The following is a 17,972-nucleotide window of genomic DNA, read 5'->3' as shown; positions in this document are numbered from 1 at the left end:
GTGTCGTCTGTCGTGAGGACAAGGCTAACATAAGGATGCTGCCAAGAGGTTACGAGTCCTCTCTTCGCATCTGCGAAACAAAAAGCCGTGAAGGTGTGACGTTGCGATGTCAGGCTTGGGTTTTTGGGTGGGGGGAGTTAGTCTCCGTCTAATAGAAGGAGACAACAGGATGGACAATCCAACCCACCCCAAGGTGGACGCCTTTATGCAGCGTGCCGAGCGCTGGCGGACGGAGTTTGAAGCCTTGCGCGCCATCCTGCGTCAGGCCCCGCTGAACGAAGAGCTGAAATGGGGGCAGCCCTGCTACACGCTGGGCAAGGCCAATGTGGTGCTGATGCATGGCTTCAAGGACTATTGCGCTCTGCTGTTTATGAAGGGCGCGCTTATGCCCGATCCGCAGGGCCTGTTGATCCAGCAGACCGAAAATGTGCAGTCGGCGCGCCAGATTCGCTTTACCTCCCTCGATCAGATCACAAAGCAAGCCGCGACGCTGAAAGCCTATGTCGAAGCCGCGATTGCGGTGGAAAAGGCGGGATTGAAGGTCGATTTTAAAAAGACCGAAGGCTTTGCGATGCCGGATGAGTTTCGCGCGCGACTTGAAGGCGATGTCGCCCTGAAAGAAGCGTTTGCGGGCCTGACGCCGGGGCGTCAGCGCGCCTATCTGCTGCACTTTTCTTCGGCCAAACAGTCAAAAACGCGGGAATCGCGCATTGAAAAGTGCCTGCCGCGGATCATGGATGGCCTGGGTTTAGATGACTGAGTAAGACGTCAGTAATCCCGCATTGCCTGCCGGATCACCTCAGCGGCCTTTTCCGGCGGCAAACCGTGGGTCAGGGGGACGGCAAATTCGCCACGCGGATTCATCAGATAGACCACCGAGGTGTGGTTCATCGTGTAGTCCTTGCCTTCGCCAACCTTCTGATAGGTGGCACGATAGGCGCGCGCGGCCGCCGCGATCTGTTCCGGCGTGCCGGTCAGGCCGATAACCCCCTTAGGGAAGCCGCCAGAGTTCAGATAGGCCTTCATCACCTCGGGGGTGTCGCGCTCCGGATCGACCGTAATGAATACGAATTGAAGCTTGTCGCCGTCCTTGCCCAGCTTCTGGCGCGTCTGATCGAGCGATTGCAGGGTCAGCGGGCAGATGTCGGGGCAGTAGGTGAAGCCGAAGAAGACGGCGGTCCATTTGCCCTTCAAAATCGCTTCCGTCTGCGGTTTGCCGTACTGATCCGTCAGGGCGAACGGCCCGCCGATGCTGTAGGCCGAGTCGATCGTGCGGCTCGCCACCGGCTTTTGCCCCAGCATCGAACTCCACATGGCGACCGCCAGCGCGCCGAGGCCGATCACCAGTACCGCAATGATTGTCAGACGTGTGCGATTCATCCTATGCCTATCCTTAGTCTCAGATGCGCAAATGTGTCACATGGTCATGCGGCACGAAGGCGCCTAAAGGGGCCATACCCGCAAGTTCTATAGGCGAACCCGCAACGTGCGCCAACGGATTATCAGCTTCCTGTCTTCCTTCACCGCGCCCCCGGCTGCGGCAAAAGATCGCACGCCGTTTTCCTGGGCCGACTTTTCGCCCGTACCGCTGTCCCACGGAGCCGATGGCTTGAGGCTGCGCACGCTGGTCGGTCTGCGCTGGCTGGCCATACTGGGCCAAAGTGTGATGATCGCCGTGGTGGCACTGGGCTTCGGTCATGAGCTGAACCTGTGGCCCTGTCTGGCCATGATCGCCGCCAGTCTGTGGCTTAACCTCCTTCTGATGTTCAATGACCGGCGGCAGCGTCTCAACGACTGGGACGCAGCCCTGCAACTGAGCTTTGACTGCGTGCAACTGGCGGCCCTTCTGGCCGTGACGGGTGGGCTCGACAACCCCTTCTGCCTGATGCTGATTGCCCCGGCGACCGTGGCCGCGGCCAACCTGCCGACGCGCTACGGCTTTGGCGTAGTGGCTGTCGCAGTGCTGGCCACCTGCGCCATGGCTTTCTGGTCACTGCCCTTGCCGTGGCCGGAAGGACAAGCGTTCCATCTGCCGCAAATCTATCGTCTGGGCTTTCTGGCCGCCATCATCATCGGCATCGTCTTCACGGCGGGCTATACGTGGCAGGCGGCGCTGGAATCTAAGCGTATGGCGCAGGCCCTGGCGGCGACGCAGGCAGTTCTGGAAAAGGAACACCGCCTGTCGGCATTGGGCGGACTGGCGGCGGCAGCCGCGCATGAGCTGGGGACGCCGCTGGGCACCATTCAGGTGGTAGCGCGCGAAATGCTGCGCAGCCTGAAACCCGGCACGGCACTTTATGAGGATGCCGAGCTGCTGGTATCGCAAAGCCAGCGCTGCCGCGATATCCTCAAAAACCTCGCCCGCCGCCCCGAAACCCGTGATCAGGTGCACGATCAGCTGCCGCTACGCGTGTTCTTCGAAGAGGCGGTGCAGCCCTTCCGCAACGAAGGCAAAGCCATCCATATCGAAATTTCGATGGACGAAGTGCCCGACGGCGAAGACCCCGGCCAGTATGTGTCGATCAAGCGCCGACCGGAATGGCTGCATGCCTTGGGGGCCTTTGTCGAAAACGCCGTCGATTTTGCGCGCAGCGCCGTCTGGGTTCGCGTGCGTATTCGCAAGGCCTACGTAACGCTGTCTATTGAAGACGACGGCCCTGGCTTTGCGCCAGACATCCTGTCGCGCGTCGGCGACCCCTATATTTCGACGCGCGGAAATGATTCGCGACCGGAGACATCTATGCACGGTGGCATGGGTCTGGGCTTCTTTATCGCCAAAACGCTGCTGGAGCATACAGGGGCCAGCGTCACCTACGGCAATCGCGACACCGGGGGCGCCTATGTGCGCGCCCTATGGCGGCGCGAGCAGATAGACGTGATCGTATCCCGAGATTTTGGCGGTGACATCGCACCGCTATCCAGAGATTAACCCCCAGAGATTACCCCGTAGAATAAGGAGCTTGTTATGGATGATGTGAAAACCGCCATCGAGCAGAAGATCGCCACCCTCACCGACCGAACCCTGCTGCTGCTGGACGACGACGCGCCGTTTCGTCAGCGTCTGGCCAGGGCTCTGGAATCGCGCGGCTTCACCGTCACGGCGGTCGAAAGCGTCGCCGAGGCTTTGAAGGTTATCGAGGCGAGCCCGCCGGCTTTCGGCGTGATGGATATGCGACTCGAAGACGGCAATGGTCTGAAAGCGGTCGAGGCTCTGCACGCCAAACGCCCGGATGCCCGCGCTATCATGTTGACCGGTTACGGCAATATCGCCACGGCGGTAGCCGCAGTGAAATCGGGCGCGGTAGACTATCTGTCGAAGCCCGCTGATGCCGATGATGTGGTCAAGGCGCTGCTGGCGGTCGAAGACCATGCCCCGGCGCCGCCCGAAAACCCCATGTCCGCCGACCGCGTGCGCTGGGAGCATATTCAGCGCGTCTATGCCCTATGTAATCAGAATGTTTCAGAAACGGCGCGCCGTCTGAACATGCATCGGCGGACATTACAGCGCATTCTGGCCAAAAAAGCCCCTAAGTAAGTATGGCGGCATGTGGGGCTAAACCTTACTCGTCTGCGATAATGATATCCGGGTTTTCCGGCAGAACGAATTCGAACAGGCCCATATCCAGCGCCTTTTGCGGGCGATAGGCCATCAGCGGCGCGTGGGCGAGAGCCTGCACCTCTTCCGGCGTCAGCGGTACATCCAGTGCCTTCTTGCGCACGGCGCGGGCCTGAAGGTGCGGGGCAATCGCCGTTGACGGCCTGGGCACAGGGCGCACCGTCCCTATCTTCCAGTAGCTGACGCACAGCTTCCATTGCGCCACCGGGGCCGCTTCCGGCTTTGGCCAGCGGCGGCCGTCGCGCATCTGCGGCTCGATACGGCGCGGTTTCTGCACCCGCTCAAATGTGCAGATCAGGGTCGAAAACGGCTCGCTCAGCAGGGTTTCATACCGGGCTCGCGCTGCCTCTTCGCTCGGAAAGCCCGGATCGAGCGTTTCACGCACAAAGATCACGTCCTTGCCGCACGCGTCTTTCGCTGCCCTTTCGCGTTCGGCTGACATCAACACACCCTCGCCCCAGTTCAGGACGATATCGAGTGCGTTATGCGCGATGGGATAGGCTATGGCGGGCATGGGGCCATTCTATAGGTTTGCGCCCCTTAACAAAAGACTGACCGGAACAAAAAGAATACGCAAAGAGGGACGTGCCGCCGCAATTGACAGACCTCTTTTTATTTGGTATTTGCCTAAATAACAAATAAAGAGGGTGTCCATGTCCGAAGTTTACAAGTCCCTGAGCGACCCTACGCGACGACACATCCTCGAAATGCTTCGCGAGCGGGAAATGAGCGCGGGTGAGATTGCCGATCGGGTTCACGTCTCCAAACCCACCCTGTCGGGGCATCTGGCGAAATTGAAAGCCGCCGGCCTCATCGATATGACGCGGCAAGGCACCACGCTCATCTATCGACTTAACCTGTCTGTGCTCGAAGAGGCGATGATGTCGCTGATGAGCGCCTTTCGTATCGGTCAGGACGCCACCGCGCCGCTGCCACGCACCATGGAGGACAAGGCATGACCCCAGAGGCAAAATGGCCGGCGTCCAAGATATTCAGTCTGCTGATGATCGCCGCCACAGCGGGCCTGAGCCTGTGGGCGCGGCCGCAGATCACAGACGGCCCCGTCGGTACACACTTCGACCTTTCGGGCACCGCGAATGGCTTTATGCCGCGGGATCAGGCGCTGATGGTCATGCCGCTGACGCTGGCCGCGATTACCCTGCTGTTATGGGTTCTGCCCTATATGCAACCCAAAACGGGCAAGCTGGAACGCTCGGCTTCGGTCTATGCGGTAAGCTGGATCGGGGTTGTCGCCCTTCTGGCGTTCGGGCATCTGTTCATCGTCGGCCACGCCCTGGCATGGACCCTGTCAGTCCAACCCCTGCTGCTGGGCCCAGGTCTTTTGTTTATCCTGATCGGCAATGTCCTGCCCAAAGCGCGCCGCAACTATGTGATGGGGGTGCGCACCCCTTGGACACTAAGTGATGAACGGGTGTGGGACCGCACCCATCGCCTGGCCGGACCGGTCATGATGCTGGCCGGCGTGATCATGCTCGGCGCAGCGCTCATCCTGCCACCGGTTTATCTGCTTTGGGTCTTTCTGATCTCGGGCATCGGGTCGGCTCTTATCGTGTTGGTCGCCTCCTATATCTATGCGCGGGCTCTAAAACTTACTTGACTCCGAGTTGCCATATTCATTTGGGGGGCGAATCGCTTTGCATTAGTATGGGCCTTTAAGTGATTCGTCCCGGGCCGCCGCATGACCGTTGCCACCATTGCCTTTGCCGCCGCTGCTGGCGCGACTGCGCTGGCCTTTTCAACCACGGTTCTGGCCTGGCGACTGCGAGCGCGACTGACGAAGCTCACACAAGGCTATAAGTCACGCCTTGACGTCCAGCATACGGTTCTGGGGGAACTGGACGCCGCCACCCTGGCCTTCGACGAAGCCTTTGTTGCCATCGAAGGGGAGACGGTGCGTCTGGTCTGGGGCGATGAAACGCTCAAAACCGTCGCGGATGCCTTTCGTATACCCTTCTCCGAAGAGGTCGCCCCGCGTGTTATCGAAGGTCTGGCCGGCTCGTCCAAAGAGGCCGCCGAAGCGCTGAAACGCCTGATTGCCGAAGGTCGCCCCTGCCGTTTCGAAGTGTTTACCGAAGCACCGCGCAGCCTAGTCGGTGCCCGCACCTCCGGTCTGACCCTGCTGGTCGAAGGTCGCGCGACGGGGGCAACGGCGTGGGTGCGTCTGGCCATAGCCAGCGAGCATACATCTCTTTCCTCCGGTCCCTTTGCACGTATGGCCGACCTGATTCCCGCCCCGTGCTGGGTGGTGCGTGACGGACAACTGGTGTGGGCCAATGCCGCCTGGCTGACGGCTGTCGATGCCGAAAATGTCGAACAGGCGCGCGCGGAACATCTTGGGCTCGACCGGTCTGCTGACGCGCTCGTTGTCGAAGCCGCCGAACAGCATGTCCGCCGCGAAGGCTTCCGCTGGCTGACGATTCGCGGGCAACGCCGCGCCTTTCAGGTGACGGCCGAGCCGCTGGGCGACGCCTATGTCTGCGCCTATGCTGTCGATATAACCGAATCCGAAGAAAGCCGCGAAGCGCTCAAGCGCCATGCCAAAGCGCACGACGACACGCTGGACCGCCTCGAAGACGCCGTGGCCATTTTCGGACCGGAAAAGCGCCTGACCTTCCATAACCGCGCTTTCGAATTGTTGTGGGATCTGGAGCCCGCCTGGCTGGCTGAGCGTCCGACGCATGGCGAACTGCTCGATCGTCTGCGGCAAAAGCGCAAACTGCCCGAAACCTCGGACTTCGTGACATGGAAGGCGCAGGAACTGGAGTTTTACGGTCTGAGCGAGGCCGCGCCGGATGAGATGTGGTCGCTGCCCAATGGACGGTCGCTGCGCGTTGTGCGTCAGCCGCACCCGTTGGGCGGGCTGTTGCTGCTGTTTTCGGATAAGACCGGCGAACTGACCCTCAAGGCGCAGTTCAATTCGCTAATTCAGGTGCAGCGCGCCACGCTGGACCAGCTGACCGATGCCGTATCGGTATTTGGCTCGGATGGTCGTCTGCGTTTGCGCAATGCGGCGTTTGACGCCTTCTGGAAGCTGACGCCCGACGAACTGGCGCTCAATTCTGACTTCGGGCAACTGACGGCCTTGTGTCTGCCCCTGGTGCACGATCGCGGTTTCTGGGCCGAGCTGAAGGCGCGCGTTACCGATATCGACCCGCTCGCGCGTGCGCCGCAGATGGGTGAGGTACGCACCTCAGACGGACGTCTGGCCCAGTGGCGAACCCAGCCCCTGCCTGACGGGGCTACTCTGGTGGCCTTCAGCGACATCACCGACCGCCGCGCGCTCGAAGAAGCCATCGAACAGCGCGACGTGGCTTTGTCGGAATCAGTGCGTCTTAAGCGCGATTTCGTCGCCAACGTCTCCTATGAATTGCGCACACCCCTGACGACCATTGTCGGTTATGCCGACCTGCTGCAACGACAAGCCAACGCCACCGAGGCTGACCCGGCAGAAATCCGCCGCCGCGGCTTCCTCAACGCCATTCAGGCCGCTTCGCAGGAACTGGCCCGCTCTATCGACGACGTGCTGGACATGGCGCAGATCGACGCCGGAGAAATGTCGATTTCGCCATCGGACTTCAACCTGTCGCGCATGGTCGCGGCCGCTCTGGGCCGTCAGGCCGACACGCTGAGCGCCAAGGGCATCCGCTTCGACTATCAGGGGCTGGACACGCGGGCCCTGATCCGTGCCGACGCGCAACGTTTGGGGCAGGTGCTGGATCATCTGCTGGACTATGCCCTGCGCAACGCCGCCGCAGAGGGCCAGATTACCATCCGCAGCCGCAAGGAAGGCGACACCCTGACGCTGGAAATCGGCTATTCGGGGCGCGGCATCCCCTACCACACGCAGGCGCACATCTTCGACCGCTTCGTTGGCCGCGAACGCGGCGGGCCGGGTCTGGGGCTGGCGCTCGTTAAGGCCTTGGTCGAATTGCACGACGGCTGGATCACACTGGAGTCCGAACCCCAGAGCGGGGCGACCTTTGCCTTGCACCTGCCGCATCAGATGGGCGTCGGCTTTGAGACAAATGAAGTGAAAGCTCCTGAGATTCGCGCGCCGGAACCAGAGCCTCACATCCCCGCTGAGGTCGCGCCGATCGCCGTTGCCACCCCCGCCCCAGAGGTGCCAGCAGAGCCGGCCCCGTCTGCGGAGGACGTACCCGAAGAGGTTAAGGCGTTGGGCCTGACCGCCGAGACGCTGGCACAGGCCCGCCGTATTCTGGGCATGGCTTAAAAGGTACGCCCCTCGCTACAGGGGAGTACTTAAACCTATTCCCCTTCTGCCCGATTGCCGTACCAGTTGATATTGCGCGTCAGCACCATCACGGCAGCGATGACGAGGAAGGCCGAGCAGGCACCCACCAGCAGCGCGTAGTCTTCCATGCGCATCAGCACATAGATCAAAGCATAAAGTGCGCTGAACACAGCAAAGGCCGCGATGAAACGCCAGCGGGAATGGAAGATGAGCCCGGCATAGCCGGCGATCAGCGTCACGGTCGCCCCGGCGGCCACCACAAAGGCCGCGTCAAAGCCGATGCGTTCGGCAAAGGACAACAGCAGCAGGTAGAAGGTGATCTGCGCCAGCCCAACCAAAATATATTGCGCCGGGTGCAGCTCCTTCTTCGAGGTGCTTTCAAACAGGAAGTAGGTCAGGAAAACTAGACCGACGAACAGCAGGGCGTATTTCAGCGAGCGTCCCACGCTCTGATACGGATTGGTAGGCTCGATAAAGGTCACTGACAGTTCGGATTTGCCGAGCGTCGTCATCTGGCTCTGGTCGATGACGGCGGGAAGGCCGCGGGCGATAAAGGGAACCGACCATTGGGCGTTGAAGCCACCCTTGTGGGCCAAGTCATCGGTTTGTCGCGTGACGGGCAGGAAACCACCGCCAAAAGAGGGGTGTTTCCAGTCCCCGGTGATGGCCGCCTCGGACGATTTGCCATAGGCGAGGATGCCCAGCTTGCGGGTGCCGCTGAAGGTCATGGCCACCTTGATGTTTAGTGGAGTGCTCGTATCAGTCAGCGCGAGCGGAGCGGCAAACAGGTCGAAATCCGTGCCGTCAGGGCTGAGTCCCGTCACCCCAGGACCGGAGGGGGCCAGCATGACCGAACGGTTGTCGATCTGCGCCACAATATCCTTGCGCGCACCGCGTGAATCGGTGGCCCCGGTGACAAGCTGCGCCTTATCCCAAATCAGAACGGCCCCGGGCCTGGCGGCTTGCACGTCTTTCAGGTCAAAGGCTGCATCGAAAGTGAGGTCCGCCGTATAGACCGGCACGCGAAAGATCGAACGCGAACGCACATCGCTTTTGGTCGCCGCGCTGGCCTTACCGGTCTGCGGGAAGACGATCAGATTGCCGCTTTCCTGCGCCAGTACGACGCGATTGCCCTTTTCATCCGTGCTGCTCCGCGTCGGAATGACATAAGGAATCTGAATCACCGGACCCAGGAAGACCTGTTCGCCGCCCATCTGATCTCCGATCTCGCGCGCCACACCCTCGGCCCGGTTGGTACGCTCCATCAGCAATGCAAAAACCAGCAGGGCCGGAATGGCCATCAGCACGGCCAATGCGCAGACCACAAGGAATTTGGCCCCTTTGGATCGGCCCTTTTGTGGGCGGGGTGAGGGCGTTGAACTGTCGTCCATTGGAGCGCTCCGCTAATTTTGAACAACGTTCATATTGATGCGGATTGCGGCATTTTTCAGACCGCCCCTCTTTGGACGTGATAAACAGCACGCATCAGGTCCGACGCGCTGATGATCCCACACAGTCGCCGGGTGTCATCCAGCACCAGCAGATGATGAAGGCCCGTATCGGCAAACAGGGGCACCAGGGCAGCCACATCCGCCCCGTGATCGGCAGTCTTGAAATCGGCGGACATGAGTTGCCCGGCCACCTCCGGCTTGGTCGAATACGGCGACGCAGTGCGTTTGACCAGCGCTTTGATATGTTCATGCATGTCGCCAGGCGTGCCACCCGCCTGACGCAGCATATCCTCTGCGGTAATCACACCGATGACCCGCCCCGCTTTGTCCGTTACCGGCAGCAGTTTTAGCCTGTGTTTCTGGATCAGCGCCCAGGTGTCTTCCAGAGGCGTGCCAAATTCCACATGAATAGGACCTGGCGTCATGATGTCTCTGGCGCGGATATGGTCCATCAGACGCTGATAAGCGTGGCGTTCGGACAGGGTCAGCAGCTTTTCCAGATCATCCGGGGCGATGTCGATAAGGGTGTCCATCTGACTCAGCGCAGCGGTGATGTCTTCGCCGCTGACGCGCTTGAGACTATTGTCCGCCGTCTTCGGAGCGGGTGCGGCGATGTGCGGATAATTGCGTTTGGTTACCGTGTTGAAGACGATCCCGGCGCTGACCAGCAGCAGGGAATTGGTAAAGGCCGGAAAGAGGGCGAACCACGGGTTAGTCGTGTGGGTCAGTACGACCAGCAAGGCCATGGCCCCGCCGGGCGGGTGCAGACTGCGCGTGGCGAACATGGAAAGGATGGCGAGGGAAACCGCGACAGAGGCCGCAAGCACCGGATCGGGGATCATACGGGCGCAAATAAGACCGATGATCGCTGAGACCGTATTGCCGACGATCACCGACCACGGTTGGGCTAAAGGTGAGGCCGGCACCGCAAAGACCAGCACCGCCGAAGCCCCAAGCGGGGCTACCAGCCACGGCGACAGGCCAAGGTGTCTTGCGATCAGCAGACTGATCAGGGCGGTGAAACCGATGCCGAGACACGCCCCCAGACCGCTGCGCATCCGCTCCAGTCCCGAAACCGGCAAGGGTTTAGGCATGAGGGCGTCGAGCCAGGGTTTTATGGATATAGCCATCTGTTCCGCCTGCGTTTTTTCTCACGCATAGCGGATCAAGGATGACGAGGCAAACTAGTGCTGGCTTTCCGGCAGGCGCACGATCAGGCCGTCCAGCGCTTCGGTGACGCGGATCTGGCACGACAGGCGAGAGGTCGGCTCGACGTCCTGCGCAAAGTCGAGCATGGACTCTTCCATCACCGACGGGCCACCGGTTTTGTCAAACCACTGCGCATCGACATAAACGTGGCAGGTGGCGCAGGCACACGCCCCTCCGCAATCGGCGTCGATGCCGGGAATATTGTGCTTGATCGCCCCTTCCATGACCGAGTTGCCAGTTTTGACCTCGATCTCGTGGGTTTTGCCGTTGGATTCGATGTAGGTGATCTTGGGCATTGGGGGCCATTTCAAGAGCGTAAAGCCGAAGACCTTGCTTCGGCTCTCAGGACAAAGTGGAAATTTGCGACGAGTTCTCTGAGGGTGCCGGCAAATTTTTTCAATATAGGACGGGGCACATGGGGGAAACGTCGTTTCCCCCATGAAGAGATTAGCCCTTCGCCGGCATCATCTTTTTGATTTCAGCAATGGCCTTGGCCGGGTTGAGGCCCTTTGGGCAGACCTGCGCACAGTTCATGATCGTGTGGCAACGGTACAACTTGAAGGGATCTTCCAGCGATTCCAGACGCTTCTTAGTGTGGTCGTCGCGCGAGTCGGCGATCCAGCGATAGGCCTGGAGCAGAGCCGCCGGGCCCAGATACTTGTCCTGGTTCCACCAGTAGCTGGGGCAGGAGGTCGAACAGCACGCGCACAGGATGCACTCATAGAGCCCATCCAGCTTGTCGCGGTTCGCCGGGCTTTGCAGGCGCTCCTTGTCCGGATCGGGCGTCGTCGATTGCAGATAGGGCTCGATTGAGGCGTACTGCGCATAGAAGCCCGACAGATCTGGCACAAGGTCCTTGACCACGGGCATGTGCGGCAGCGGCGAAATGGTGATCTCACCATGGTACTCGTCATGGCCTTTGGTACAGGCCAGGGTGTTGCGGCCGCCGATATTCATGGCGCATGACCCGCAGATACCTTCGCGGCACGAGCGGCGGAAGCTCAGTGTGGAATCGACACTGTTCTTAATGTAGATGAGGGCATCAAGCACCATTGGCCCGTGCGCCTTGGCATCCACCTCATACTTGTCCCAGCGCGGGTTTTCGCCCGTATCCGGATCGTAACGATAGATCTTATAGACGCGCACATTCTTCGACCCCGACGGCGCTTTGTAACGCTTGCCGTTCTTGATCTGAGAGCGCTTGGGGAGAGCCAGTTCAACCATGTTCCATTCTCCCCTTAATAGACCCGCGCCTTGGGCGCGATATAGGCGATTTCGTTGGTCATCGTGTAGGTGTGGACCGGGCGGTAATCCGTTGTGACCTGACCGGTTTCGGTGTCGAGCCACATCAGGGTGTGCTTCATCCAGTTTTCGTCGTCGCGGTTCGGATAATCCTCACGGGCGTGCGCGCCGCGCGATTCCTTACGGTTCAGTGCCGAATTGACGGTAATGACGGCCTGAGCGATCAGATTGTCGTATTCGAGGGCTTCGAGCAGATCGGTATTCCAGATCATGCCGCGATCCTTGATGCCGATGTCCTTGGACGCTTTGAAGATTTCGTCCAGACGACGCACGCCCTGTTCCAGCGTCTCACCGGTGCGGAAGACAGCAGCGTCTTCCTGCATGGCGCGCTGCATTTTGAGTCGCAGATCGGCGGTCGGGGCCTGACCATTGGCGTTGCGGAACTTGTCGAGGCGCGACAGATGCGCTTCGACCGCCGACTTGCCGAAGTCCTTGTGCGGCGTACCGGCCTTGACCAGTTCCGGCGCACGCTTGCCCGCCGCGCGGCCAAACACCACTAGGTCGATCAGCGAGTTGGAGCCGAGGCGGTTGGCCCCGTGCACCGAGACGCAGGCGGCTTCGCCCACGGCCATCAGGCCGGGCACCACGGCATCCGGGTTGCCGTCCTTCAGCGTCACGACTTCGCCGTGATAGTTGGTCGGGATACCGCCCATATTGTAGTGGACGGTCGGGATGACCGGGATCGGCTCCTTGGTCACATCGACACCGGCGAAGATTTTGGCCGATTCCGAGATGCCCGGCAGGCGCTTGTGCAGCAGGTCGGGCGGCAGGTGGTCGAGGTGCAGGAAGATGTGGTCCTTGTGCGGACCGACACCGCGGCCTTCGCGGATTTCCATGGTCATGGAGCGCGAAACGACGTCGCGAGATGCGAGATCCTTGGCCGAAGGGGCGTAGCGTTCCATGAAGCGTTCACCCGCCGAATTGGTCAGGTAACCGCCTTCGCCGCGCGCGCCTTCGGTGATCAGACAGCCAGACCCGTAGATGCCGGTCGGGTGGAACTGCACGAACTCCAAATCTTGCAGCGGAAGGCCGGCACGCAGCACCATGCCGCCACCGTCACCGGTGCAGGTATGGGCCGAGGTGGCGGAGAAGTAGGCACGGCCATAGCCACCCGTGGCGAGAATGACGAGGTGAGCACGGAAGACGTGGATGGTGCCGTCGTCCAGCTTCCAGCAGGTGACACCCCGGCAGACGCCGTCATCCATGATCAGGTCGAGCGCGAAATACTCAATGAAGAATTCGACCTCTTCTTTCAGTGACTGACCGTAAAGCGTATGCAGCATGGCATGACCGGTCCGGTCGGCAGCCGCGCAGGTGCGCTGCACCGGCCCTTCACCGAAATTCTTGGTCATCCCGCCGAACGGACGCTGATAGATCTTGCCGTCTTCGGTGCGCGAGAAGGGCACGCCCCAGTGTTCCAGCTCATAGACCGCGTCCGGCGCATTGCGCACTAGGTATTCGATGGCGTCCTGATCGCCAAGCCAGTCCGACCCCTTGACGGTGTCGTACATGTGCCACTGCCATTTGTCCTCGCCCATATTTCCGAGCGACGCAGCGACGCCCCCTTGTGCAGCGACAGTGTGCGAACGAGTTGGGAAAACCTTGGTGATACAGGCCGTCTTCAGGCCCGATTGACCGCAGCCCAGAGCAGCGCGAAGGCCTGCGCCACCGGCCCCTACGACCACCACGTCATATTCGTGTTCAATGATCTTGTAGGTCATGGGTTACGCCTTAAAAGCCAAATAGATGCCGCCCAACGCCAAAGCGAGAACAGCCAGACAGAAGAGGAGGTTGAGAAGGCGCAGCGCGCGTGAGTTCGGGAAGTAGTCCAGAACGTTGGCGTTCAAGCCCATGTAGGTGTGCCACATGGTGATCACGAAGGTCGCCGCCAGAAGCCCGGCATTGAGCGGCACTTTTACAAAGGCAAGCGCCGCCTCATAACCTTGACTCGCCAGACCGAAGGCGCTCCACGCGGCCCACAAGGTGAGGAAGAACAGGGCAACAGACGTCCATCGTTCGGCGAGCCACTCCCCGGCGCCGTGCTTTTCGGACGTCTTCCACTCTTTCGGCGAACGTTGTTTCAGATAGGAGTCGACCATCAGAGCACCACCTTACCCGTAGCGAACAAAACGGCCCAGAAGGCCAGGGTCAGCGCAATGCCACCCAGCAGCGACCACCAGGCCAGCGCATTGGCCGACGAAATCTTAAAGCCCAACCCCATGTCCCAAATCAGGTGACGAAGGCCGCCGGTCAGGTGGATAAATCCGGCGAGCGTAAGGCCGAACCACACAAACAGGCCAAACGGCGAGGCGGCAAACGACAGGAAGAGGGTGTAGGCCTCAGGGCAGTAGCCCGACGCCGTTAAACCGATGGCAAGCAGCCAAGCCGCGACCATGACTGCGCCGACGACCGAGGCGATGCCGGTCGCCCGGTGCAGGATCGAGGTGAACATGGTGATGTGGAATTTCCACACCTGAAGGTGCGGAGAGAGCGGTCGATAGGCCGCTTCGGTGGAGCGAGGCTTTGACATGTGCTTGCGTGGCCCTGTTATACCCGGTGTGTGCAATGCGAGGCTTGTACGCGCAGGCCCCACTTGTGGATGCACGGAAAAGGTTAAGTTTCCGCGTCTTCGGGGGCTTTTTAGACCCTGACGCCCCTGTGTCAACATAGCGCATGGTCAGGGGGGTGTTTTTTGCGCCCGCGAAGGCATTTCTGACACGAACAAGGCTCGCATGACCCAAAAGAAAGAGACATGATAGCGATATCGGCGGGGCTTCACAAAAGCGCCATCGTGACAAATTGCCGCATTTCGGCCTCGGTTGGTCGGTTAGATTTAGAAACAGGGGGGATAATTTTCGCCTTTGAGGCGAACAGGCTTTCGCCACCCCAGCGTAACAGAGTGTAGTTCAGGTGATTATCAGCGTGATCCGTTTGCCTATGCGCCATACCCTTCTCAAGGCCTTGCTCCTGTCGTCGGCTCTGACCCTTCCGCTGGCCACGGCCCATGCCGGAACGGCCGCCGCGACCGCCCGCGTGAATGCCCGGGTTGACGAAGCCGCCCGCGCGGAAAAAGGCGGGCCGAAAGAGAAGGACGAAGCGAAAACGACATCCAAAAGTACCAAGTCTGCCGAAAAGGCCTCGGGAGCTTCCAAAGCCAGCAACAAGAGCACCAGGGCCGACCCCACTTCAAAGGGCAAGAAGGGGAGTGCGGCGACCGCCAAGCCAGATGCGGACAGCGACGACGTCCCCGTTAAAAAGAAGTCGGGCTTAAAATCCAAATCCGCTGAGGCCAGCGACAGCAAACCCAAAAAGGGCGAAACCCCCAAGGGCGACAAATCGAAGACGAGCAAGGCCGCCGTGGCAGCGTCAAAAAAGGCCGAGACCGCCAAGGGGTCCAAAAAGACCGGCAAGGCGGCGCGCGATGCAACAGACGCAGAAGGTGACGACGAAAAGGTCATCGCGACCGCTTCGAACAGGGGCACGCCCTATGTGATCCCGAACAAGGCGGAAAAGTACAATAGCCGCAAGAGCAGCGGCCTGACGGCCCAGTCGAAGCCCCTGGCCAAACCTGCGGCCAGGCCCGCTGATAAACCGGTGGTCGAGGCCACGGCCGACGCGCCGAAGCCGCAGACCGCTGCGGGTCATGCCGCAGCGAGTGGCGGCCTGACCACCGACGCTGACAAGGCCGTCAATGACCTGTTCGGCGCGGCCATAAAGGTGGAGGGCACACCTGCTCCGCACAAGGCCGCGATTTCCACGCCCACCGAAGTCGCAAAACCAGAGCCCGCAAAACCCGCCCCGAAGGTGGCCGAAAAGCTTGATCTGCCCGCCGCCCCGCTGCCTTATCAGGCGACGGTGAAGCCGGAAACCGCTCCCGCCCCCAAGGCTGACCTCACAGCGGCCCTGACCGCCCAGACCAGCGAACCCCGGAGTATCGAACCCCTGACAGTGAGTCCGCCGACGCCAGATAAGGCGGCTGAGGTGATTGCTTCAACCGCTCTGCCGGTTTCCCCGCCTCCGGCGACGGCCGATGCGCCCACCCTGACCGTGCCACCCACAGCGCGTCAGCCGGTGGACACAGCCGCGACACCGCGCAGCCTCGCTTCGGTGACAGTCGATGCCTATGCGCGCGACTATGAGGGGCAAAAGACCGGGGCAGAGATGCGCTACGATTCCAGTATCCGTTCCGGGCTTCTGGCCCGTCAAAGCCGGGCGGGCGATCTGGAAGGCAACTGGCTGGTGTCGTCGCTGACGGGTGACAAGCTGGTGTCGCTGGCCCTGCGCGGTGGTGGCACTCAGGTAGATGGGGCGTGGCGCTCATTGCAAGGGGGCGTAGGGCTTAACCGCTCTGGCCTGATCGAAAGCGCGATGCAAACCGATGACCGCCTGACGCTCGACTATCAGTCAGGCTCGGCCAGAGGGCGTTATCGTCTCGACCTGCGCCGCGAACCCGATGGCCGCTGGCGTGGTCAGATGATCGACCCGGAAGGCGCGGCCACCCCGGTGGTCATGCAGGCGCAATAAGGGATTTCAGCGCCTCTACCACCTCTGCCTTCCTGGCCGGAGCAAAGGCTTCCGGCGTGCCATGGCCCCAGACCGGGCCGGGCCAGGCCACGTCCTGCGGGTGGCGGGCGATGACGTGAATATGCAGTTGCGAGACAATATTGCCGAGATTGGCGATATTGAGCTTGGTGACCGGCTGACCCATCACATCCGCCGCGCGGCGCACCATCTGTTCGGCCATATGCAGATCGCGGCGCAATTCGGCGTGTTCGGCCTCGCTCAGTTCAGTCAGTTCCGTGAGGCCTGCTCGCCGCGGCAGGAGCACCAGCCACGCGAAGCGCGCATCCTTTTGCAAACGCACCTGACACAGGCTCAGCTCACCAATCCACACGGAGGCGGCTTCGATGCGCGGATCAACAGTAAACTCAGCCATTGGTCGGTCTTTCGCAGGCGGATGAGGCAAAATATTAAGGCCTCCTTTGTATAGCCCGTGCGGGATTTGCGCATCACATTTCATAATGTTGCAGCGCATGGTCTTGCGAAGCCTCGTTAACGGGTTTAGAGGGCCGTTAATCTTTGTCACCCCCTGCGGGTTCAGATGGAAAAGGGAATGCATATGGCACGCGCCAAAATTGCTTTGATCGGTTCGGGTATGATCGGGGGCACGCTGGCCCACATCGCCGCGCGTGAGGAACTGGGCGATGTCGTCCTGTTCGACATCACCGAAGGTGTGCCCCAGGGCAAGGCTCTGGACATCGCCGAAGCCTCGGCCGTGTTCGGCAAGGACGTGGCCCTTAAGGGCGCTAACGACTATGCCGATATCGCCGGCGCCGACGTCTGCATCGTCACCGCAGGGGTGCCGCGCAAGCCGGGCATGAGCCGCGACGACCTCTTGGGCATCAACCTGAAGGTCATGAAGGCCGTTGGCGAAGGCATCAAGCAATACGCCCCCAATGCCTTCGTTATCTGCATCACCAACCCGCTCGACGCCATGGTTTGGGCGCTGCAAAAGTTCTCCGGTCTGCCGACCTCGAAGGTCATCGGCATGGCGGGTGTGCTCGACTCGGCGCGCTTTGCCTACTTCCTCGCCGAAAAGACCGGCATCTCGGTCGAAGACATCCACGCCTGGACGCTGGGCGGCCACGGTGACGACATGGTCCCGATGGTGCGTCACTCGACCGTTGGTGGCCTGCCCCTGCCGGACGCCGTGAAGGCGGGCTTCCTGTCGCAGGATGAGCTGGACGCCATCGTGAAGCGCACCCGTGGTGGTGGTGGCGAAATCGTGGCCCTGCTGAAGACCGGCTCGGCCTTCTACGCTCCGGCGGAATCGGCCATCGCCATGGCCACCTCCTACCTGAAGGACAAGAAGCGCGTCCTGCCTTGCGCCGCCTATCTGACGGGTCAGTACGGCCTGAACGACCTCTATGTCGGCGTGCCGGTGCTGATCGGTAAGGACGGCGCAGAAAAGGTCATCGAGTTCACCACGAACGACGAAGAAAAGGCCATGTTTGCGAAGTCGGTGGACAGCGTGAAGGGCCTGATCGAAGCCTGTAAGGCGATCGACCCGTCGCTGGCCTAAACCTCGCGCAACGGCCATCCTTGAAAACCGCTCCGTGGA

General features: G+C 61.0%; 18 protein-coding genes. 8 read left to right on the top strand and 10 right to left on the bottom strand.

Annotated features, from left to right (window positions below; all coding sequences use genetic code 11):
- Positions 1–169: 169 nt before the first annotated feature.
- Positions 170–760, top strand: coding sequence for a DUF1801 domain-containing protein (locus tag AACH73_RS01035; RefSeq protein ID WP_338735140.1), 591 nt, complete (start codon positions 170–172; stop codon positions 758–760).
- An 8-nt stretch (positions 761–768) separates the two neighbouring features.
- Here AACH73_RS01035 and AACH73_RS01030 read toward each other — a convergent pair whose 3' ends face one another.
- Positions 769–1,380 (bottom strand): SCO family protein, encoded by a 612-nt coding sequence (locus AACH73_RS01030; RefSeq protein ID WP_338735139.1) that lies wholly within the window; start codon positions 1,378–1,380, stop codon positions 769–771.
- Between the two features lie 106 nt (positions 1,381–1,486).
- On the opposite strand from AACH73_RS01030, the gene AACH73_RS01025 reads away from it, so the two are divergent.
- Together AACH73_RS01025 and AACH73_RS01020 are read left to right on the top strand one after the other, a co-directional pair.
- Positions 1,487–2,929, top strand: a complete 1,443-nt coding sequence (locus AACH73_RS01025) for an ActS/PrrB/RegB family redox-sensitive histidine kinase (protein WP_338735138.1) — start codon at positions 1,487–1,489, stop codon at positions 2,927–2,929.
- Between the two features lie 36 nt (positions 2,930–2,965).
- Entirely contained in the window at positions 2,966–3,535 is a 570-nt protein-coding gene (locus tag AACH73_RS01020; RefSeq protein ID WP_272739878.1) for an ActR/PrrA/RegA family redox response regulator transcription factor, read from the top strand.
- A 25-nt stretch (positions 3,536–3,560) separates the two neighbouring features.
- Here AACH73_RS01020 and AACH73_RS01015 read toward each other — a convergent pair whose 3' ends face one another.
- The gene (locus tag AACH73_RS01015) at positions 3,561–4,130 is read right to left on the bottom strand and encodes a hypothetical protein (protein WP_338735137.1); all 570 of its coding nucleotides are present in this window, start codon (positions 4,128–4,130) and stop codon (positions 3,561–3,563) included.
- Between the two features lie 139 nt (positions 4,131–4,269).
- Here AACH73_RS01015 and AACH73_RS01010 point away from each other — a divergent pair, with 139 nt between their 5' ends.
- The 3 genes from AACH73_RS01010 (at position 4,270) to AACH73_RS01000 (ending at position 7,868) form a co-directional block, all read left to right on the top strand.
- The gene (locus AACH73_RS01010) at positions 4,270–4,575 is read left to right on the top strand and encodes an autorepressor SdpR family transcription factor (protein WP_272739876.1); all 306 of its coding nucleotides are present in this window, start codon (positions 4,270–4,272) and stop codon (positions 4,573–4,575) included.
- Positions 4,572–5,234 (top strand): SdpI family protein, encoded by a 663-nt coding sequence (locus AACH73_RS01005; RefSeq protein WP_272739875.1) that lies wholly within the window; start codon positions 4,572–4,574, stop codon positions 5,232–5,234. Before AACH73_RS01010 ends, AACH73_RS01005 begins: the two co-directional genes overlap by 4 nt.
- A gap of 81 nt (positions 5,235–5,315) precedes the next feature.
- On the top strand, positions 5,316–7,868 hold the full coding sequence (locus AACH73_RS01000) for an ATP-binding protein (protein ID WP_338735136.1): 2,553 nt from the start codon (positions 5,316–5,318) through the stop codon (positions 7,866–7,868).
- Positions 7,869–7,903: 35 nt separating this feature from the next.
- Here AACH73_RS01000 and creD read toward each other — a convergent pair whose 3' ends face one another.
- The 7 genes from creD to sdhC all read right to left on the bottom strand — a co-directional run bounded on the left by creD (position 7,904) and on the right by sdhC (position 14,381).
- A complete protein-coding gene (creD, locus tag AACH73_RS00995) occupies positions 7,904–9,280 on the bottom strand; it encodes a cell envelope integrity protein CreD (protein ID WP_272739873.1) in 1,377 nt (458 codons plus the stop codon).
- A gap of 56 nt (positions 9,281–9,336) precedes the next feature.
- Entirely contained in the window at positions 9,337–10,470 is a 1,134-nt protein-coding gene (locus AACH73_RS00990) for an HPP family protein (protein ID WP_338735135.1), read from the bottom strand.
- A gap of 54 nt (positions 10,471–10,524) precedes the next feature.
- Positions 10,525–10,845 (bottom strand): 2Fe-2S iron-sulfur cluster-binding protein, encoded by a 321-nt coding sequence (locus AACH73_RS00985; RefSeq protein ID WP_272739871.1) that lies wholly within the window; start codon positions 10,843–10,845, stop codon positions 10,525–10,527.
- Between the two features lie 151 nt (positions 10,846–10,996).
- The gene (locus AACH73_RS00980; protein ID WP_338735134.1) at positions 10,997–11,773 is read right to left on the bottom strand and encodes a succinate dehydrogenase iron-sulfur subunit; all 777 of its coding nucleotides are present in this window, start codon (positions 11,771–11,773) and stop codon (positions 10,997–10,999) included.
- A gap of 14 nt (positions 11,774–11,787) precedes the next feature.
- The gene (gene sdhA / locus AACH73_RS00975) at positions 11,788–13,572 is read right to left on the bottom strand and encodes a succinate dehydrogenase flavoprotein subunit (protein WP_338735133.1); all 1,785 of its coding nucleotides are present in this window, start codon (positions 13,570–13,572) and stop codon (positions 11,788–11,790) included.
- A 3-nt stretch (positions 13,573–13,575) separates the two neighbouring features.
- The gene (gene sdhD, locus AACH73_RS00970) at positions 13,576–13,950 is read right to left on the bottom strand and encodes a succinate dehydrogenase, hydrophobic membrane anchor protein (RefSeq protein ID WP_272739868.1); all 375 of its coding nucleotides are present in this window, start codon (positions 13,948–13,950) and stop codon (positions 13,576–13,578) included.
- Entirely contained in the window at positions 13,950–14,381 is a 432-nt protein-coding gene (gene sdhC, locus AACH73_RS00965; RefSeq protein ID WP_338735132.1) for a succinate dehydrogenase, cytochrome b556 subunit, read from the bottom strand. Before sdhC ends, sdhD begins: the two co-directional genes overlap by 1 nt.
- A gap of 407 nt (positions 14,382–14,788) precedes the next feature.
- Here sdhC and AACH73_RS00960 point away from each other — a divergent pair, with 407 nt between their 5' ends.
- Positions 14,789–16,375 (top strand): hypothetical protein, encoded by a 1,587-nt coding sequence (locus tag AACH73_RS00960; protein WP_338735131.1) that lies wholly within the window; start codon positions 14,789–14,791, stop codon positions 16,373–16,375.
- Here AACH73_RS00960 and AACH73_RS00955 read toward each other — a convergent pair.
- A complete protein-coding gene (locus tag AACH73_RS00955) occupies positions 16,359–16,787 on the bottom strand; it encodes an HIT domain-containing protein (protein ID WP_272739865.1) in 429 nt (142 codons plus the stop codon). The two genes, AACH73_RS00960 and AACH73_RS00955, sit on opposite strands and share 17 nt — an antisense overlap.
- A 183-nt stretch (positions 16,788–16,970) precedes the next feature.
- On the opposite strand from AACH73_RS00955, the gene mdh reads away from it, so the two are divergent.
- Entirely contained in the window at positions 16,971–17,933 is a 963-nt protein-coding gene (mdh, locus tag AACH73_RS00950) for a malate dehydrogenase (RefSeq protein ID WP_126421986.1), read from the top strand.
- Positions 17,934–17,972 lie beyond the last annotated feature (39 nt).

Source organism: Asticcacaulis sp. DW145 (assembly GCF_037101385.1).
In the GTDB taxonomy this organism is placed as follows: Bacteria; Pseudomonadota; Alphaproteobacteria; order Caulobacterales; family Caulobacteraceae; genus Asticcacaulis; species Asticcacaulis currens.
Note: the sequence above shows the minus strand (reverse complement) of the source record. Positions and strands in the feature narration are given on the sequence as shown.

What these genes read in the sequence shown, in the direction of transcription:
- AACH73_RS01035 (WP_338735140.1), top strand. Translation starts at nt 170, where the DNA reads ATGGACAATCCAACCCACCCCAAGGTGGACGCCTTTATGCAGCGTGCC.
- AACH73_RS01030 (WP_338735139.1), bottom strand. Translation starts at nt 1,380, where the DNA reads ATGAATCGCACACGTCTGACAATCATTGCGGTACTGGTGATCGGCCTC.
- AACH73_RS01020 (WP_272739878.1), top strand. Translation starts at nt 2,966, where the DNA reads ATGGATGATGTGAAAACCGCCATCGAGCAGAAGATCGCCACCCTCACC.
- AACH73_RS01015 (WP_338735137.1), bottom strand. Translation starts at nt 4,130, where the DNA reads ATGCCCGCCATAGCCTATCCCATCGCGCATAACGCACTCGATATCGTC.
- AACH73_RS01010 (WP_272739876.1), top strand. Translation starts at nt 4,270, where the DNA reads ATGTCCGAAGTTTACAAGTCCCTGAGCGACCCTACGCGACGACACATC.
- AACH73_RS01005 (WP_272739875.1), top strand. Translation starts at nt 4,572, where the DNA reads ATGACCCCAGAGGCAAAATGGCCGGCGTCCAAGATATTCAGTCTGCTG.
- AACH73_RS01000 (WP_338735136.1), top strand. Translation starts at nt 5,316, where the DNA reads ATGACCGTTGCCACCATTGCCTTTGCCGCCGCTGCTGGCGCGACTGCG.
- creD (WP_272739873.1), bottom strand. Translation starts at nt 9,280, where the DNA reads ATGGACGACAGTTCAACGCCCTCACCCCGCCCACAAAAGGGCCGATCC.
- AACH73_RS00990 (WP_338735135.1), bottom strand. Translation starts at nt 10,470, where the DNA reads ATGGCTATATCCATAAAACCCTGGCTCGACGCCCTCATGCCTAAACCC.
- AACH73_RS00985 (WP_272739871.1), bottom strand. Translation starts at nt 10,845, where the DNA reads ATGCCCAAGATCACCTACATCGAATCCAACGGCAAAACCCACGAGATC.
- AACH73_RS00980 (WP_338735134.1), bottom strand. Translation starts at nt 11,773, where the DNA reads ATGGTTGAACTGGCTCTCCCCAAGCGCTCTCAGATCAAGAACGGCAAG.
- sdhA (WP_338735133.1), bottom strand. Translation starts at nt 13,572, where the DNA reads ATGACCTACAAGATCATTGAACACGAATATGACGTGGTGGTCGTAGGG.
- sdhD (WP_272739868.1), bottom strand. Translation starts at nt 13,950, where the DNA reads ATGGTCGACTCCTATCTGAAACAACGTTCGCCGAAAGAGTGGAAGACG.
- sdhC (WP_338735132.1), bottom strand. Translation starts at nt 14,381, where the DNA reads ATGTCAAAGCCTCGCTCCACCGAAGCGGCCTATCGACCGCTCTCTCCG.
- AACH73_RS00960 (WP_338735131.1), top strand. Translation starts at nt 14,789, where the DNA reads ATGCGCCATACCCTTCTCAAGGCCTTGCTCCTGTCGTCGGCTCTGACC.
- AACH73_RS00955 (WP_272739865.1), bottom strand. Translation starts at nt 16,787, where the DNA reads ATGGCTGAGTTTACTGTTGATCCGCGCATCGAAGCCGCCTCCGTGTGG.
- mdh (WP_126421986.1), top strand. Translation starts at nt 16,971, where the DNA reads ATGGCACGCGCCAAAATTGCTTTGATCGGTTCGGGTATGATCGGGGGC.